Here is an 18233-nt window from a genome sequence, read left to right as displayed (position 1 = left end):
CGGCTTGCTTGAATCTAGGAAGATGTTGGACCTTCCAATAGAGGTGGAAAAACTTAGGTACTTCGATGCCACGCCGAAACTGGAGGTCCCCCTTAATGTGACCAACTTCGAATGGCTGCAGCTAATGGGATGTACCGACCGCTTGCCTGCTTCATTCGGCCTTGGTATAAGATAAGATGCTCGAAACTAACTTAAATGGCGTTCTCGGCTTCATCTTTTTAGCTGCTGTTCCGATTGCATTCGTGCTGAATTTAGTGACTCAAAAGCTTTATAGACAAGCGATTGAACGTAGTATGCGTCGGACATCCACCGAGGGTACCCCCGAATTCGTAGTACCCAACAACTTTATCAACGACCCGAGAGCGCTGCAAATTGTTTTGGATGATACTGTACCAAGAGGTGCGATACGTTGGTCGTTGGCGCTTCGTTATCTGCTTGCGGGTATTGCTTATGCGATTGTCGAGGTCGTGTTACTCTTTGCCCTAGAGGACATCGAATTTTCAATTCGCAGAGCCTTGGTTCTCATCGCAATTTTTATGACTCCTGCAATCCCATTTTGCATTTATGTCGCCGGGTTGCCTCGCGTTGTAGTTTGGTGTGGCTCGGCACTTTGGATCGGGCTTCTTAAGATCGTTGAAACCGAAAGTCTGACGCTGATTGCAATTCAAGTTGGGCCGTCGGCTATTGCGGCTATGATTTTGGCGAGCAGAGCGTTTCGTACGACGTCGCTCACGGTCTACTTGATCGCTCTAGCACTTATTGTTCCGATGCTGTTTGCACTCGATCTGGCATTGGTTTTGGTGCCAACATTTTTTGGCGCATCGCTGCTTGTAGCAGTTGGTCTAATGTTTGGGCTCGGGATGGTCTTCTCATGGGTTACCTCGCGGTTATTGGCCCGGATCAGTTCGGGCGCAAGCGGTTTGATGCTCCAGAGTTATGCGATTTGGTTCATCATGACTCTATGGCAGATCTCGCTGCTTTCCAGCTCACAAGGTGGAATGGCGTTTTTGGCGCTGTTATCGCTGCTCGCGTTTGTAACGACGTTGTTTCTATTATCCAAAGTCGGGAAAGTTGGTGACGGCTCGCAGCTTTTGTTCTTGCGGGTTTTTGGCCAGAGAGGTCTGCACCAAAAATCGACTCTTGGCCAAATGACAGATTGGCGAACGAAAGGTCCGGTCATGCTAATTGGTGCTGCGGATCTTGCCACGGAGACGCTAAACCAAGATGAACTGTCCGCATTCTTAGGTGGTGGAACAGATCGATTGTTCATCAAGTCACCGACGGATATCGACGAGGCTTTAGGTCGAAGTGCAAAGGTTGCGCATGATGGGCTTTATCCCGTACTTGATTTTTATTGCCAAGACGACACTTGGCGACCCTCGGTGCAGATACTGATGGGCCGCGCGACAAGGGTCGTCTTAGATTTGCGTGGATTTTCCAAAGATAATCAAGGTGTCCAATATGAGATCGCGCATCTCATTAAGCGTGTAAAAGTCGAGATACTGACCATACTCGTGGATGGATCAACCGATATCGATCTGGCTCAAAGCTTATTCCAACATCATTGGTTGAAGACACATGGCAATCCAACTGAAGAGCCGGTCGAGCTCAGCTTTTTGAAGGTGGCATCATAGTCTTCGGACAGTCTTCGCTTTCGACCGAGATGTCCTCACGATGCTTATGTTTGCCCAGAAACTGCTTCATGACGAAGCCTATACTGATGAGGGTGTAATTTCATGGCGATGGCGAAAGACACAACTAAAACTTCCGATCGGCCAAAGGTTTTTTTATCATACTCCCGTCAAGATGAAGCAGATGTATTTCGGGTCCGAGACGCCTTGGAGGTGGAGGGATTTGCCGTCTTGATGGACAGCGGCGAGATAATTGCTGGCGAAGCTTGGCGCAAACGCCTTGTGGCTTTGATTAGGGAGGCTAACAAAGTCGTTTTCCTAATAAGTGAATCCTCGGTTTCGTCAGAGGTTTGCCATTGGGAGATTGATCAGACGGAACGATTGGGCAGGCCAGTTATACCTGTGCTTTTGAAGCCGACTGATATCACGCAGATACCTGGACGTCTTTCACGGCTTCACTATGAAGACCTCACCCAAAAAGGTCGGGACTATTCCGACGCGATTGCGCGAGTCATCAGGGCGCTTGCAATGGACATCGAATGGGAACGAACACGGACTACCTTGGGCGAGAAAGCGGATTCGTGGGACAAGCAGGCAAAACGCAGATCGTTGCTTTTGCAAGATACTGAAGAGATAATGCAGGCTGAAACATGGCGAGATGCAAAGCCCAGAACTGCGCCGGACTTGCCTTGGCTTATGCTTTTGTTCATCCGAAGCAGCAGAGAGCATAAAACAACTAAGCTTTGGTGGCTTGCCATCATTGGGTTTGTAACGACGGCAGCTATTTTTGCTGCTGCCATGATAGCAATTTTTCAACGAAACTTGGCAATTGAACGTGAAGCATTGGCAACTTCTCGATTGTTGGCAGCTCAGATAGGCGATGCAGAAGGTCCCGATCGCAAGTTTCAACTTGCTGCAGACGCTCTGGAGGTTGCTCCGACTCCGATTGCACGAAACAGAGCCGCTGCGCTTCTGGCGTTTTGGCATGAGCTGGATGGGATGGCGTTTGTAGAGGGCGTCGAAATTTCGGCCACAGCGTCTGAATTAGTAGATGGTTCTATGATAATTGGAACGCGCGTCGGATCTGTTATTCAAGTGCCCATTGTAATAGGTAAAGTTGCAGCGCTTCAGATCGGTGATCCGGAAGTTCTGTTTAATGCTCTTGAAGACGGTCATGTGACTGCCATCAAGATTGGACCTAGAGGACGGGTTTACGTCGGGCTGGCGAGCGGCCGAGTAGTCCTAATCCATGGTGAAGAAGTTTCGGAAGTCCGTGCAAAAATTACCATCGATGGTGACGCCGACATTCAGTGGAGTAGGGAAGTCAGAGCACTTGCGCTTAGTCCGTCGGGCGAGACTGTAGCAGTTGGAGATAGCTACAGTTCGATCGAAATCATCACACAAGCATCAGCTACATCAGTCAAGGTCTTTGACGAGGGTTGGCTAAGTGTGACGGCTCTTCATTGGCTCGATGAAACGACTCTTGTCTATGGTACCTCTGCGGGCGAACTCGGGCTTTGTAGTTCAGGCCAGACGACAGCATTTACGTGTAATGCTGTGCCAGACAATGCCGCAACGCAGTCTGTAGAAATTGTTGACATTGCCGCTAAGACGACAAAATCAGAACCTACTGGGGAAGTACTAGAAAGCTCGATTTTTGCGCTCACTTTGAATTCCCGCCTGGTTTCATTTCCGGTTGAACAAGGAACGGTTATTGCCAGTCCTGAACTGGTAACCAGCGCATCAGCACAGGTGACGCCCAGTGTTGGTAAAATATCCTTATCACGCAACGAGATCTTGGCTGGCTCACCGGATGGTCGGTTGCTAGTTGCCACGTTTGACGGAACTAACAAACTGGCACCGGGCCAAGTACATCGGGATCAAGTTACCGGTCTGGTTGTTGGGGCAACTGACGATCTACTCTATACCGTCAGTGAAGAAGGAGGAATCTCAAAGTGGGATTTAGGGTTGTCCACAACAGAGTTTTCACAACAATTTGTTGGGTATTTCGATTCGATCCGCGCGGTTGAGCAAGAGCTGCATGGGACGATCTTGCAGGATCCTCCCGCAATAGCAAAACGAAACTCGGAAGGTTTGTGGAGACGGGTCATCGAATTGAATGAGCGAAGCCTGTCTGTTTTGTCGGAAGAGGATTTTTTGCCTTTGCCATCGGTGGATAGTGGGTTCGGAGAATATCTTGGGAATGGTACTAGCGGGTCCGAACTAAATATTAACCAAGCTACCGGCCGTATTGCTTGGGACACGCCTCAGAATTATCTATTGGCGAGCACGCTCGACGGTGAGATGACTAGTGTTCTTCGCAAGTTTGACGCCTTGATTTGGTCCGTTACCTTTTCCAGAGACGGTTTGACCTTGGCAGCGTTGGATCAGGACGGTGTTTTGCTCGTTGCGACAGATCTTTTCGCCGATGAACCAACGCTGTCGACTACCCAAATCTCTGACTCGTTCCGATCAATTGCCTTGTCAGATGACGGTAGTTGGATTGCACTTGGTGACGAAAATGGAATTCTACAAATCAGACAGGTGTCAAATTTGGATCATGAGGCTGATCGCGTGCCAATGGATTCAGCTGATATTGTTCGATACATTGCCTTCCGTCCGGGTCAGAATGATCAGCTCATTGTTGCAACCACCGGTATCTGGCTGTTTGATCTGACTGGCGCTTCAGATCCTTGGGAAATGAAAGCCAGCGATCAAACTTCAATGCCTCAAGCACAGCCGGAATTTTCAGATGACGGCAGATTCGTCGCATTCGCTGTTGATGGTGCGAGTGTAATGGTTTGGGATCTCAATGAGAGAGCGTTGGTGGCTTCCATACCTACCGGAAGAGCAGATAGACCAATCGTAGCCTTTCGTGGTAACTCTGAACTTCTGTATAGCCCGAGTGCGATACAGAATCATTTATCTGTAGATCTGTCGGTAACAGAGTTGGTGCTCATTTTACGTAAAAAGGCCGGGATGCGACCTGGCAGAACGCTATTCTCTGATTAGAAGATGCGAATCTGGGCTTGTCAAACTTGCGTACGGGAGCTTCATAGCGATTTGCAACGCGGTGCCAGTCTTTGAGCCTGCAAGCACACTCCAAAGGGGGGCGTCGATTGCAACGGCGCTGTCTATGCTCCCAATCTGCACTCTTATGGTCCAACGACACACAGACACGAATGATCCATTGGTTGTTACATCGTATCCGATGTCGATCAGGGCAGCGCTTAGCGCTCGTCAAACACGCCAAGGTTGACAAGTCGCGTCAACTCACAAAGGTTGCGTAGGTACTTTGCTGATTTGGAAACTATTGATGAAGTTTACGATAAAAGAATTCTACAACATGGACGACGATACGTTCTGCAAGTTTTACGAAGGTAAAGAGTTTCGCGAAATTCTGGAATTCCTTGAAATCCGAACGCGTATGGAGCTGCTGTCGATCATTCGAGGCTTCAAACGTAAAGGAGATGTCCTGTTTGAGATCAGGATCAAATCTCCGCTGTCCGCTTTTGAAAAACTGCGCAAAGAGTTGGCAAAACGGCAGGGCGAATTCGGCGACCAACCCGTTTACCTGTTCGAGATCATTCAGGACCTTGTTGGCGCACGCGTGATTTGCATCCAAGAAGAAGCGCAAAAGCAGGTTTTTCAAGACATCCTTCGTGCCGAGAGTCTGAGCATACAATCTTCTGGTCTCGAATTCTATTCCGCACCGTTCCGCGACTTCACACTTGCACGTGACATCCATGATGAACTTATCGACATCATCAAAGGTGTGAAAGCCACGTGGAACACGGCAACAACTGTGGAGAAAAAATCCAAAGCGTCAAACTATGAATCACTTCATTTCTACGTGAAGTATGAATCCAAAATAGATGCACATTTGCTAGGGAAACTGGTCAAAGAGCGAGAGGACCAGAAGGGTAGTGAAAAAGTGCGCAATCGCGCAGAGGCAGAATATCTCCTCGGCCTCTTTAAGTCGTTTACAGAGCAACAACTGGATGAGATGCGCCGCTTTCCTGTCGAGTTCCAAATCAGAACCATGTTGGATCATCTGTGGGCGCAAGAGGAACATAAATACATCTACAAAGCCGACACACTGGCCGCCACGCCAGAGGAAAACGAAGAGGCCGAAGAAATTTTGCGCAGCGCGTTCACTGGTTTAAAATACGCCTATTACAACGTCGACCGATTACGGTCGCTAGTGCGCAGCGTCACATCGTCAAAGTCGACAGTTGATCCGTCTTTTGAGGGCAGAAGTAAAGACAATAACACGTTCAGGTTTGTCTACTTTCCTGATGGTGCCAGTGACCTGCAATCAGAATTCGACCGCGCTGAAAAGTTATTCTTAGAATGCGAAAAGGACTTTTCAGGACATGATACGGATGGACGTCCAATCCTGAATGCACTGAACGCGATTTATGAAGCTGTGGTCAGTTTTGACGAGGGCGAACGAGAGTCGGGAGCGATTTTTGATAATGCAAACTGGGGACGCAAACGCATTTTCTATATGTTCTTGGCTTACTTGGCTCTGTCCTCGTCCAAGAAGGTTGTAACCGAAGAGGCCGCCCGATTTCTCAATAAGAAAATGGGGTTGCTGGAACTTGTCGGGCAATCTGCGTTCGGCGGCCTGATAAACAATCGCAATGGGACTGTCATTTTGGCCTCTCTAGTCTATGACCGCGTCAAAGAATATGACCGTCTTGGATGGCGCAATCGAGATACAGATGACGCTCGCACAATGGTGTTTCTAGACCCATTGGTTGGCGTTCGGCTAGCTTCTAGCTACTTTTTGCAGTCGGAATATTCTGGCGCAGCAAAAGCGATGCGTGACATGTTCGCATTTGTTGAAAAGGACGGGCGCGTTTGGGCAGACAATGAGCTGGCTAAAGATCTTGAACGCGCAGAAGTGCTGATGCGCTACTCGCAATATGTTTTTTTTGACGACTTCAACAGCAAAAACGGATTTCAAGGAGCGATGACCGTACTGCAGGCGATATTTGAGAATATCTTTAAAATACCCGACGATGCATTTTCAACAAGTTTATATCGCAGTTATGCGTGGTATTATGTGCTGATAAATTATCTGATCGAGAGTCACGTCAACATCCCAGAAATGTTGATGAAATTTAGAAATCGCGCACGCGAATACCTTGTGAAGCACTTTGACGCTGCGGGAGGATTGATGAAAGAAGTAAAGCCAGAGTCGATACTCGTGGGTATATATCTACCTGTTCATCTGGACACTGACACAAACAAAGTCGCGCTTATTGAAGACGCGTACAATACCTATGCAGAGTCGATCCAGTCCCACACCTCATACCCCACATCAGCGGTGCGTCACCTGAATCTCATGGCTGCAAGTATGAAAGAACGAGCGTTAAAAAAGGTAATAGGCGTCACAAAAAGCACGTTTATCTCCTACAGCCACGAAAACAAACCAACTGTTACGCGTCTTGTTAGCCTGCTGCAGGCGCAAAAAGTTAACGTATTTTATGATGCCGATTTTAAAAGAGGTCGGTATATCGATCCTCAAATCGAACAAGCAATGCTAAATGCGACAAGCGCAATCATTGTTGTGACTCCGGAATACTGGAATTCGAGCTACGCTGAAGAAGAACGCGGCTTTCTTATGGGCCAACACCGCCACGAAGAAAAACGTCGCAAAGAGGGTAAAGATCGTCCTAACGGTTTCAAGCTTATCATTTTACGACTTGGCGTCGATGAAGGCTCTTTCCGAAAAAATGCGCCGCTCATGGCTGGGATCCTCAGTTATGATGTGACTGAGGATCAGCTTGAGCAGACCATTTTAAAAGTCGCGCAACAGCTTAACGAGAACTGACTTTGTTTGACATCATTCAAACGAGTTATGCACGAAAGTTGGTGATGGCATGAAGTAGGCGGCATATCATGGCGGTGTTGAAAGACGCCGTCAGTCTCAAAGAGTAAGGATATGCCAACATAGCCAAATCTACTTTTGTACCGTTCGAACTACCATCGGCAGTTTTCACCTTATGACCTGTGCCCCAAGTTCCCTCCAGCTTGCGCGGAGTCCTTGGGGTTAAATCTGTGACCTCAGGCGGCCATTTTGTCCATTGCCTTTCTCTGTAAAAATTCCATCGGTGTCAGGTTGTCCAAGGCTGAATGTGGTCTGAGCCAATTGTAATCCTCTTGCCATTCTTCCAGCGTTTCCCGTGCATCGCCTAACGTACCAAACAGCGTTTCGTTAAGGCATTCATCTCGCAGCTTGCCATTGAACCTTTCGATGAAGCCATTCTGTTGGGGTTTTCCGGGCGCGATATAATGCCAATCGATCCCTGTATTCTGAACCCATTTGAGGATCGCCATGCTGGTGAACTCGGTGCCATTGTCCGAGACAATCGTCTTTGGCATGCCCCGCTCAGCGATCACACGGTCCAGTTCTCGCGCAACTCTCTGGCCTGACAATGATGTGTCAACAACCAGTACAAGGTTCTCGCGGCTAAAGTCATCGACAACCGCGAGAATGCGAAACCTGCGACCATCTGTCAGAGCGTCAGACACGAAATCCAATGACCAACGCTGGTTGGGTCCATCAGGCAGCACCATCGGCTTTCTCGTGCCCAAAGCACGCTTTCTACCGCCTCTGCGACGCGCCTGAAGCTTCTCTTCACGGTAGATGCGCCTCACTTTCTTGTGGTTCACCTCAAAGCCCTTCCGCGCAATCATCACGTGGATGCGACGACAACCAAAACGACGTCGTTCTCGGGAAACCCGCTTGATCGCATCTCGTAGATCAGTGTCGTCGCCACGACGCGACAGATACCGCACGGTTGATCTATCGATCTGCAAAACATCACACGCCCGCCGCTGGCTCACACCATGCGTCTCGCACAGGTGAACCACAGCATTCCGCTTTGCCACGGGCGTCACCACTTTTTTGAATTGATGTCTCGCAGCATGGCATTGTCGAGCATCTGTTCGGCCAGCAACTTCTTCAGCTTACCGTCCTCGTCTTCCAACGCCCGCAACCGCTTCGCATCTGAGGGTTCCATCCCACCGTACTTCGACTTGTATTTATAGAACGTCGCCGAGCTGATCCCGTGCCGCCGACATACGTCAGCGGTCTTCTCACCAGATTCCTGTTCCTTGATCATCGCTATGATCTGTTCGTCCGTAAATCGTGCCTTCATTTGTCCGTCCTTTTGTTGGGCAGACTCTACACAAATTTGGAGGAGTTTTAGGGGCTCAGGTCATTTCTCATGTCCCACTCCTCAGTGGTTACGATGAGCCAGAAACACTCTCTTATCAAATCACCCTATTTTGGGCCCATAAGCGCTGACGTCAGACAACAATACGTCAACCTCTATAAGCCAGGCAGTGAAAGTGGTTCGACCTGTCCGATTTGTGATTCACAACTTCAAACCCCTATTCCAGCCGTTGAAGAGATCAATTCGTCGTTAGCGAAGGTTGAGGCTCAACTGATCGCTGTGCATAAAGAGAGCCCACATTTGCAGGCTCATATCATCGAGATTGAGCAACGCATTGGTGAAGCTACCAATAGCCTCAAGGAAGTTCAGACTGAATTACGAAACGCCATTTCAGGGGACCAGAATGCGCGTGCCGCCCAAAGCCAGTTGATCCTCCGTGCTCGTTTTTTAGGCAGACTCTCTGATTTCGTTGAAGTCACAGGCCCTGATGACAGTGCAAGTGACGTTGCAGAAGAATTAGCAGAGCTAAAAAAGCTGATCGTAGTTGTTCAATCGAAACTGAACACAGATGAGACTGCGGCCAAGATGGAAACTGTGGTCAATCTGATCGGCAACAAAATGAAGGCGTATTCTGATCATCTTGATCTAGAATACAGTGGTAGTTCGCTCCGGATCGACCTGAAAAAACTGACAGTTGTCGCCGATACGGAAGATGGTCCCATTCCGCTACAACGAATGGGTAGTGGTGAGAACTGGGTTGGATATCATTTTCTCACTCTGTTGGCGTTGCATTGGTGGTTACGCAAGCGCGACCGCCCGGTACCAGGATTTTTGATATTTGACCAACCAACTCAAGCCTATTATCCACCCGAAATTGTAGAAGGTGGGCTCGAACAGATTGATAAAGATTCGGATAAAAAGGCGGTTCAAGGCTTATTCGAGTTAATGAAGACAGCATGCGAAGAGATAAAGCCAAATTTCCAGCTTATCGTATTAGATCACGCGCATTTACGCGATACGTGGTTTGAAGATGCGATCGTGGAAGAATGGCGTGGCCAAAAAGCTCTGGTGCCCTATGATTGGCGTGCAATCTGACGCCACAGCGCTAACTTTTCTTGAGAAATCGACTTGGCCTACTCCTAGCAAGAGCCAGCACTATGAATCCTGTTGCCACACGGGTATTTCGATGGCCTCTTACAGCGGCATCTCCAATGTAACGAGCAGTTGCAGCGAAAGCTGTCTTTCCGCCCGCACTGTTTTTCGCTGCTGTTGCAAAATGAACCCCGAACAAGTGATTGATCAATTTGAAGGCAGTGGCAGGTCACTCGGCTTGCACGGCCACTTGTTCCAATACAATTTCATGATAGTCTTGCATCGACACCAAGTGCATGTTTCGTCCCACTCGCCTCAAATCTTTAAGCGCCGTTTCTACTTTTGCAAACCGCAATGGCCGATCTGTAACGAGGGTTGAATCCAAAATTTTCATTGTGCTTTTTTGCGTATGCGTAAACTCGATAGTGCCAATCGGTGTTTCAAAAACGCCTTTTCGCCCTGTGGTCATTACAGTGATACCGCGTAACGGCACCTGAGAAATGACCCCGTATTCCGATAGCGCCGATTCCAAGCTTATGTAACAATATGTTCCGCGCCGGAGTGTGACTGCAACAGTTTCAATGAGATGTGTCCTTGGTAAACGACTGTCGCAAAACCAATAAATCCCGTTTGCCATTCGCATCAAAACACCGAGCCGAACAAGTCTTCGCAGACCCTCACTAAATGTCTTTTCGGAAGGTTCCGGAAACAGCGTGCGCAGGTCAGTCATCTTAAAAACGGAGCGCTGACGTTGATCCCATTCTGTGAGGGTTTTGATTGCGTCGATTGTTTTCATGGTGCTATTATATGAACGATTACCCCACAAATAAATAGGGTAATTGTCCACATAATTGAAACGTGTAGCAACAAGATCTCTACAAAAAGCAGGCAACCTCAGTTCCAGACTGAAGGACTCGGAAGAGGAATACCTCAGTAAAGCCCGGCTTTCCGGTACTTTTAGGTGCTGCGTTTCACAGCCAGCCAATTTTAGCGTTCAATTTCCGAGGAACAACCTAGTTGCGGCAACTTCGCCAATCATCCACGACGTCTTAGCAACGTGCTCGCCCGTCCGAATATCCCCAACCAGTCATCAGAGACAACACAGAGCAACTTTTCCGCAGTCACAAATTTCCGATGTAACGACTAAGGGGATTAAATGTACCCGACTTAGAACGAAATGTAGATGTTATGGGGTAATTCACACCAGACCAGGAAACGCGTTGATGACCTGAGCGTTTTGAATGCCCATGGTCCGAGCAGGTCATACACCCTTCGATCACCCGCAACTTGGAAGCTGTCATCTCGTATGCTCGAGGCGATTTTCAGAAACTCGCGAACAGGCACCCTAGAGCACTGAAAAGTCAAAAAATCCCCAGCAAGTGCCCAAAGTCGCGTTCTTGCCCGACATAAGTTGGGTTTCTCGCCGGACAAGTTGCGATTCACGCCGGACGGCACACAACGACGGCCAGGCCGGGTTGGTGGGATTCGAACCTACGGTGCACTGTACCAAAAACAGTTGCCTCACCAACCTAACCATCAGCCGAGATTGTCTCGACTATTCCAAAGCGAGGATTCATCTCGATTGCAGTCTCAAGTTGACGTTGTCAGCTAACCAAACCGGCAGATTAGCAAGCTTATGCTCCAAATCTGCACTCTTATGGTCTACTGACATCACTTATTTTAGTGGTGAGCCCTGATGGGTTCGAACCATCGACCTACTGATTAAAAGTCAGTTGCTCTACCAACTGAGCTAAGGGCCCACTGAGGGTGCTATCTAGAAAGGTCGCCCCATGGGGTCAACCCAAAAAATACACGAATTCATCGGCTCCCTTCCATTGTGCCCAAGCCAGCGTTATATCGCCCCTTATGCAACACGCAGACGCCCCCCTCGGCCTGCCCTTCATGAAAATGCACGGGCTAGGCAATGACTTCGTGGTTATAGACCAGCGGGGCAGTGATTTCCGTGTGTCGGAGGCCTTGGCGCGCGCCCTAGGTGATCGCCATCGCGGGGTGGGATTCGACCAGCTTGCAGTGCTTGAGGACGTGGATAACGCTGACATTAGTCTAACATTTTTTAATTCGGATGGCTCGACTGCGGGCGCTTGCGGCAACGCTACTCGCTGCGTGGCGCGGTATGAAATGCTCCGGCGGGGAATCACCTCCCTGTCCTTGAAGACGGAGCGTGGTGTTTTACACGCCGAAGATGCAGGCAACGGCCTCACCCGCGTTAATATGGGCGCGCCGCTGCTAGATTGGCACGACATCCCCCTTGCCTATGAGATGGACACCCTAGAGCTGCCCATGGAGGGCGCACCAACGGCCACGGGCATGGGCAACCCGCATTGCACCTTCTTCGTTGACGACGCCGAGGCGGTGGATCTAGCCACCTTCGGTCCCACCTATGAGCATCACCCGCTGTACCCGCAGCGCACCAATGTCCAAGTCGCCCACCTTATCGCCCCCAATCACCTGCGTATGCGCGTGTGGGAGCGTGGCGTCGGCGTCACGCTAGCCTCTGGCTCATCGTCCTGTGCCACCGCTGTCTCTGCTGTGCGTCGTGGCCTGACGGGCCGCCAAGTGCGCATTGATCTTGACGGTGGTCGTATAGACATTGATTGGCGCGACGATGGTGTTTGGATGACCGGCCCAACGGCACATGTTTTTTCTGGCCACCTGACCTCTGAATTCTTGGCCGCGCTATGAAACCGCCGATTTTTTCCACCCACGGCTGCCGTTTGAACGCCTACGAAACCGAGGCCATGCGCGACCTAACGCAAGGGCAAGACAACCTCATTGTGGTGAACACCTGTGCCGTCACTGCCGAGGCCGTGCGCAAAGCCCGCCAAGACATCCGCAAGCTGCGCCGAGAGAACCCGGACGCCCGCCTTGTGGTCACAGGCTGCGCCGCGCAAACAGAGCCAGAAACATTCTCTAACATGGCTGAAGTCGACAATGTGATCGGCAACACTGAGAAGATGAACCGCGCCACTTGGGGCTTCTTGCCTGACACAGAAAAGGTGCAGGTGGACGACATCATGTCGGTGAACGAGACTGCCGGACACCTGATCGACGGGTTCGGCACCCGCGCGCGCGCTTATGTGCAGGTGCAAAACGGCTGCGACCACCGCTGCACCTTTTGCATCATCCCCTATGGTCGCGGTAATTCGCGCTCCGTCCCGGCGGGCGTAATTGTCGACCAGATTAAACGCCTCGTGGACAAGGGTTACAACGAGGTGGTGCTGACTGGCGTTGACCTCACCTCTTGGGGCGCGGATTTGCCTGCGACGCCTCAACTTGGTGATCTGGTGCTCCGTATCCTTAAGTTGATCCCCGATTTACCGCGCCTGCGTATCTCGTCGATTGACTCAATCGAGGTAGATGACGCCCTGATGCAAGCCATCGCCACAGAGCCACGCCTGATGCCTCACTTGCACCTTAGCTTGCAGGCTGGCGACAACATGATCCTCAAGCGGATGAAGCGCCGCCATCTGCGCGATGATGCTATCAAATTCTGTGAAGAGGCCCGCAAGCTGCGCCCTGATATGACCTACGGTGCGGACATTATCGCCGGTTTTCCGACCGAGACCGAAGTTATGTTCGACAATTCTCTCAAACTGATCGAGGAGTGCGACCTGACATGGTTGCACATCTTCCCGTATTCCGCCCGCCAAGGCACGCCCGCGGCTAAAATGCCGCCTGTAAATGGCAAGGACATCAAATCCCGCGCCGCTCGTCTTCGGGCCGCTGGTGCCGAGCGGGTGCAAAAGCATCTCGCCTCGCGTGTTGGCGCGCAGCACAATGTTTTGATGGAAAACCCTCGTATGGGCCGCACCGAGCAGTTCACGGAGACCCTGTTCGATACCGACCAGCCTGTGGGTCAGATCATCACCGCGCGCATTACGGGAACAACGGGTAGCCAACTGCGCGCGGGATCATGATGTTTTAGTGACGATGGCGCACCAAACAACTTTGCGATGGAACCATAATTATAGCCGCTCAATGGCCAGAGCAATGCCTTGACCGCCGCCAATGCACATTGTGATTAGTGCTTTTGATCCTTTTATGCGCTCTAGTTCATGTAGGGCTTTTACTGTGATGATCGCACCAGTGGCACCCACAGGATGGCCAAGTGCAATGGCGCCACCATTAGGGTTTACTTTGGCGGGATCAAAATCCAGTTCCCGACTGACAGCTAAGGCTTGTGCTGCAAAGGCCTCATTAGATTCAATGACATCAAAGTCAGCTGCCTTAAGTCCAGTTTTCGCCAGTAGTTTTTGCACAGCAGGTATTGGGCCAATACCCATAACTTCTGGGCGAACTCCCGCGTGGGCATACCCTAAAACGCGCGCTCGTGGTGTCAGCCCCGAGGCTTTCGCGGCAGCCTCCGTGGCCAAAACGACTGCGCCCGCCCCATCATTTATCCCAGATGCATTGCCGGCTGTAACGGTCCCGTCTTTTTGAAATACGGTCCGCAAGCCTGCCAGTGTTTCTGCTGTGGTCGTCTTGGGATGTTCATCGACCTCAAAAGAAACCATGTCCCGTTTCACACGGACTTCGATGGGGGTTATTTCATCTTTAAAATACCCGGCTTCGATTGCACGAGCCGCACGAGCTTGACTCTCGAGCGCAAAAGCATCCTGTGCCTCGCGCGAAATATCATGTTCACGCGCGACATTTTCGGCGGTGATGCCCATGTGGCCCGTCCCGAATGGGCAGTTCAATGCGCCTAGCATCATATCCTGCGCCCCTGCATCCCCCATCTTTTGGCCCCATCGGGCTTGTGGTAAGATATACGGCGCACGGCTCATGTTTTCGGCCCCTCCAGCGAGGCCAAACTCGGCGTCACCCAACATCAAAGACTGGATTACGGACACCATGGCCTGCACGCCGGACCCGCATAGGCGGTTCACGTTCATGGCGGGCACAGTGTCAGGTATGCCTGCTTGCATGGCGGCTGCACGGGATAAATACATGTCGCGAGGTTCTGTATTGATGACATGGCCAAATGCCACATGTCCGATCTGGGAGGGGTCGACGCCTGCGCGCTCCATTGCCGCCTTGGAGACTGTAGCCCCCAAATCGATTGGGGGTGTTCCAGCTAAGGCGCCGCCAAAGGCGCCAATGGCAGTACGTGCGCCACTTAAGATCATGATATCAGACATTTTGAATTCTCCGTATGTGTCGTGGGAACCTTACCGCAAATTGTCGCGGTCGCAGCCGTGACGTTACGCCCCAGATCCGAATTTCGGTTTTGGGGCGTGGGTCAGGGGGAGAGGAGCGGAAACCGCAGGTCGCCAACGGTGAGAGCAGTGTTGCGGGAAATAAGTTCTCGCAAAGTGGGAAAGAAATACCCGCCATTTTCAAAAGCTTGCAGTTAGCTTTCAATCGGCAGTAAATCCAGCTCACTTTGAACCCCTATTTAAAGACGGTTTGGGAGGGCTTGCAGGCGCAGGAACTATGCTTTCTGTTCCTGCATTTATCAGGCTTCAACGGCATGCTGAAAGTCGCTGAATCCTTATCCCAAAATGGAGCGATTCAAAAGCCTCTTTGGGATGGCTGTTTGGCGGGAAAATACATTCATTCTCCCCGCCAAATTTAGAAGCCTTTAACTTTTGAAGTCATCTGGTTTGAGGTCAAGTTGTTTCGCGATGTTTGCTTCAACATCTGTGGATTTCGCGCCGTGTTTCAACAAGTGTTCTTGCCGTCAATTGCGCCGCTGCCATCCATTAGGGCTTGCAGCGCTTCTGCAATTTCAACTTGGGTTGCGTCAGCTTTCAAACCCATGAGGCTGGCGATCATTGCCTCAAAACCAGCTTGCTCCAGCCGTGTGTCTGTATCGTTTTGGCGTGAGGCTAGTTGTGTCGGTTCAAGGGCCGAATTGTTGGCCTGTGCAGCCCGTAAGATGGAATGGACATCCAAGGAAGCCCGTTTGGTTTTGAATGTCGGACTGATGTAGCGGTACTGCTTCTTTGCTATCATTTCTGCCGCGATATCCGTCCATTCGACTTCTACCCCAATACTATTGGAACGGCATTGTGGCCTTTGGGCTTGCGCCTTGGACATACGCCTCAATCATCCGGCTAGTCTGAGCTGTGACCTGTATCATGGGTCAGAATGCGTCACAAAACTGGGGTGTTTTGAGAGGCAGGAAATGGTCCAACTAAACACCCTCAAAGCCTTTATTCCATTGGCTCCCACGCATCCCACCTATACCGTCTAATCCCACCCCTTTTGGCGAACGCTTCCTTCTCGTTACAAGCAGCTTTAATAAGTCATGATCCTATCAGAGTTTGATAGGATTCAATGAAGGGAGTTTAGGGGTCGGCCCGTGGTGAAATGGTTTGAAGGAATTCAACCTCTCCACTGGGTAAAACCATAGCGGCAGTCAGGCATCCGGTTTGATAGCCTCCAGTATCAACTGAAATTCGGCCCTCTTCGAATACAGCGTGCTCCATGACCGTATGTCCGTGTGCAACATAGTAATCACCGTTTACTGGCCGCACTAGGAATTCAGGGTGACCCCATAGAAGGACGCGTGGAGATTGGTCGGCAATAGAACGACCCGGATCGATGCCCGCATGGGTAATAATAAGGTTGCCAGATTGTACTGACAACGGAAGTGATCGTAGCCAGTCTTCTGTTTGTGCCCCCATATTTTCCTGCAACCGAGACGCTAAATCCAAGGCATCAGCGGCCCAATCTGCCTCGGGGGGCAGTTGAATTCCAAAACTCCCGAGCGTTTGGCTTGCCCCGTTCCGAAACCATCTTGCATGCCGGGCTTCGGGCGTCTCTAAAAAGTCGAGCATCATTTGCTCGTGGTTTCCTAAAATGCAGGTAACATTTTGTGGGAATTCGGAACTCAACTCATACAATCGTTTCAGCACAGCCGCGCTGGAGGGACCACGATCAATATAATCACCGACGAAAACCAGCTTGGGGTCTTGAAGCCCGTGCTCGCCAATGGAGCGGTCAATTTTCTCAAGAATATGCTCGAGCAAATCTAAGCAGCCGTGAAGGTCACCAACCACAAAATGGGCAGTCGTGGGATTAGGGAGCGTCGGGCTGCGGCCTTCTGGTTTTGGCGCGGCTGGGGCCTTCTTCCCCTGAAACAGGGTGCGAAGCAGATTCATAGGTATATCTTTCAATCCGTTACACAACATTTGATCACGTCGGGCGATTATTGCAAGCAAAAGAGCTATAATTATTGGCTTGTATGGACGATGGCAGCGAGTTCGGGTTTGACCTACCATAAAATTTGGCGGACCAAGGCATGAGAGACAGGAGCACAGATTATGACAAGTGAAACGCGTACAGCCCTTGTGACAGGTTCGGCGGGATTTATTGGCTACCATGTGGCTGCAAGGCTGTTGGCTGATGGCTTCAAGGTTGTGGGATTCGACGGGATGTCGGACTACTATGATGTCACCCTGAAACAGCGTCGCCATCAAATGCTGTCTCAAATGCCGGAGTTTACGCCAATTGAGGGCCTGTTGGAGACCGACGGCCTACTCATGGATATCGTATCTGAGCACAAGCCTGATGTCGTCGTGCACTTAGCCGCGCAGGCTGGTGTTCGCTACTCGATCGACAATCCGCGCGCTTATGTGGATGCAAACCTGATTGGGGTTTTTAACCTATTGGAGGCGGTCCGGGCCAATCCTTGTGCACATTTATTAATGGCCTCCACCTCCTCAATATATGGCGCAAACAATCAGATGCCCTATGCGGAAACCGACAAGGTTGATACGCAGATGAGCTTTTATGCAGCGACCAAAAAGGCCAATGAGGCAATGGCTCACTCCTATGCCCACCTCTATAATATGCCGACAACTATGTTTCGGTTTTTCACGGTTTACGGACCTTGGGGGCGGCCAGATATGGCGCTGTTCAAATTCACTAAAGCGACGCTGGAAGGGACGCCGATTGATGTTTTCAATCACGGCGATATGAGCCGAGATTTCACCTATATTGATGACCTCGTGCAAGGCATTCGGCTACTAATAGACACGCCGCCAGAGCGCCCGGAGACGGCTGAGAATATTCTAGAAGATGATAGCCTGTCAGCCGTTGCAGCATGGCGCGCAGTCAACATTGGCAATGGTGAACCGGTGAAGCTGATGGATTTCATTGACGCCATTGAGGAGGCAACGGGGCGTGAGGCGGCTAAAAACTTCATGGATATGCAGCCCGGTGATGTACCCGCCACATGGGCGCAATCTGGGCTCTTGCAGCGCTTAACCGGCTACCAGCCCAGAACCGATGTGCGCACGGGCGTTGCCCGTTTTGTGAAATGGTATCGCGACTATTATCAGGTCTAACA

At 50.6% G+C, this 18233-nt stretch carries 12 protein-coding genes and 1 tRNA gene; 7 read left to right on the top strand and 6 right to left on the bottom strand.

The genetic code is table 11. The features are described from left to right. Positions 1-176: 176 nt before the first annotated feature. The 3 genes from AC3Y7R_RS09520 to AC3Y7R_RS09510 all read left to right on the top strand — a co-directional run bounded on the left by AC3Y7R_RS09520 (position 177) and on the right by AC3Y7R_RS09510 (position 7473). Positions 177-1634: a hypothetical protein gene (locus tag AC3Y7R_RS09520; protein WP_490041796.1), complete on the top strand. Its 1458-nt coding sequence runs from the start codon at positions 177-179 to the stop codon at positions 1632-1634. A 102-nt stretch (positions 1635-1736) separates the two neighbouring features. Continuing rightward, the gene (locus AC3Y7R_RS09515) at positions 1737-4643 is read left to right on the top strand and encodes a TIR domain-containing protein (protein ID WP_490041795.1); all 2907 of its coding nucleotides are present in this window, start codon (positions 1737-1739) and stop codon (positions 4641-4643) included. 334 nt (positions 4644-4977) lie between these two features. Then, on the top strand, positions 4978-7473 hold the full coding sequence (locus tag AC3Y7R_RS09510) for a TIR domain-containing protein (RefSeq protein ID WP_490041794.1): 2496 nt from the start codon (positions 4978-4980) through the stop codon (positions 7471-7473). A 233-nt stretch (positions 7474-7706) separates the two neighbouring features. Here the strand turns inward: AC3Y7R_RS09510 and AC3Y7R_RS09505 are convergent. Beyond that, a protein-coding gene (locus AC3Y7R_RS09505; protein WP_490041793.1) for an IS3 family transposase occupies positions 7707-8803 on the bottom strand; the annotation gives its coding sequence in 2 pieces (ribosomal slippage) (positions 7707-8557 and positions 8557-8803; 1098 coding nt in all). 93 nt (positions 8804-8896) lie between these two features. Between AC3Y7R_RS09505 and AC3Y7R_RS09500 the strand changes: the two genes are divergently transcribed. After that, a complete protein-coding gene (locus AC3Y7R_RS09500) occupies positions 8897-9916 on the top strand; it encodes a DUF3732 domain-containing protein (RefSeq protein WP_490041792.1) in 1020 nt (339 codons plus the stop codon). Between the two features lie 226 nt (positions 9917-10142). On the opposite strand, the gene abiEi is transcribed toward AC3Y7R_RS09500, so the two are convergent. Further along, positions 10143-10898 carry a type IV toxin-antitoxin system AbiEi family antitoxin gene (gene abiEi / locus AC3Y7R_RS09495; protein ID WP_490041791.1) on the bottom strand — a complete coding sequence of 252 codons (756 nt, stop codon included), beginning with the start codon at positions 10896-10898 and terminating at the stop codon, positions 10143-10145. Between the two features lie 699 nt (positions 10899-11597). Further along, positions 11598-11673, bottom strand: a tRNA-Lys gene (locus tag AC3Y7R_RS09490). A gap of 106 nt (positions 11674-11779) precedes the next feature. Here AC3Y7R_RS09490 and dapF point away from each other — a divergent pair. Both dapF and mtaB read left to right on the top strand, forming a co-directional pair. Continuing rightward, the gene (gene dapF / locus AC3Y7R_RS09485; RefSeq protein ID WP_490041790.1) at positions 11780-12616 is read left to right on the top strand and encodes a diaminopimelate epimerase; all 837 of its coding nucleotides are present in this window, start codon (positions 11780-11782) and stop codon (positions 12614-12616) included. Further along, the gene (gene mtaB / locus AC3Y7R_RS09480; RefSeq protein ID WP_490041789.1) at positions 12613-13851 is read left to right on the top strand and encodes a tRNA (N(6)-L-threonylcarbamoyladenosine(37)-C(2))-methylthiotransferase MtaB; all 1239 of its coding nucleotides are present in this window, start codon (positions 12613-12615) and stop codon (positions 13849-13851) included. Before dapF ends, mtaB begins: the two co-directional genes overlap by 4 nt. Before the next feature lie 48 nt (positions 13852-13899). On the opposite strand, the gene AC3Y7R_RS09475 is transcribed toward mtaB, so the two are convergent. From AC3Y7R_RS09475 to AC3Y7R_RS09465, 3 genes are all read right to left on the bottom strand, one after another. After that, entirely contained in the window at positions 13900-15075 is a 1176-nt protein-coding gene (locus AC3Y7R_RS09475; protein ID WP_490041788.1) for an acetyl-CoA C-acyltransferase family protein, read from the bottom strand. A gap of 523 nt (positions 15076-15598) precedes the next feature. Continuing rightward, positions 15599-15976 carry a phage protease gene (locus AC3Y7R_RS09470; RefSeq protein ID WP_490041787.1) on the bottom strand — a complete coding sequence of 126 codons (378 nt, stop codon included), beginning with the start codon at positions 15974-15976 and terminating at the stop codon, positions 15599-15601. 251 nt (positions 15977-16227) lie between these two features. Continuing rightward, a complete protein-coding gene (locus AC3Y7R_RS09465) occupies positions 16228-17043 on the bottom strand; it encodes a metallophosphoesterase family protein (RefSeq protein ID WP_490041786.1) in 816 nt (271 codons plus the stop codon). A gap of 162 nt (positions 17044-17205) precedes the next feature. Between AC3Y7R_RS09465 and AC3Y7R_RS09460 the strand changes: the two genes are divergently transcribed. Next, complete coding sequence (locus tag AC3Y7R_RS09460) at positions 17206-18231, top strand: NAD-dependent epimerase/dehydratase family protein (protein ID WP_490041785.1); 1026 nt, start codon at positions 17206-17208, stop codon at positions 18229-18231. The last annotated feature ends 2 nt before the right edge of the window (positions 18232-18233 follow it).

Source organism: Litoreibacter sp., from assembly GCF_058136045.1.
The sequence above is the reverse complement of the archived record's forward strand: the minus strand, read 5'-3'. Positions and strand labels throughout refer to the sequence as shown.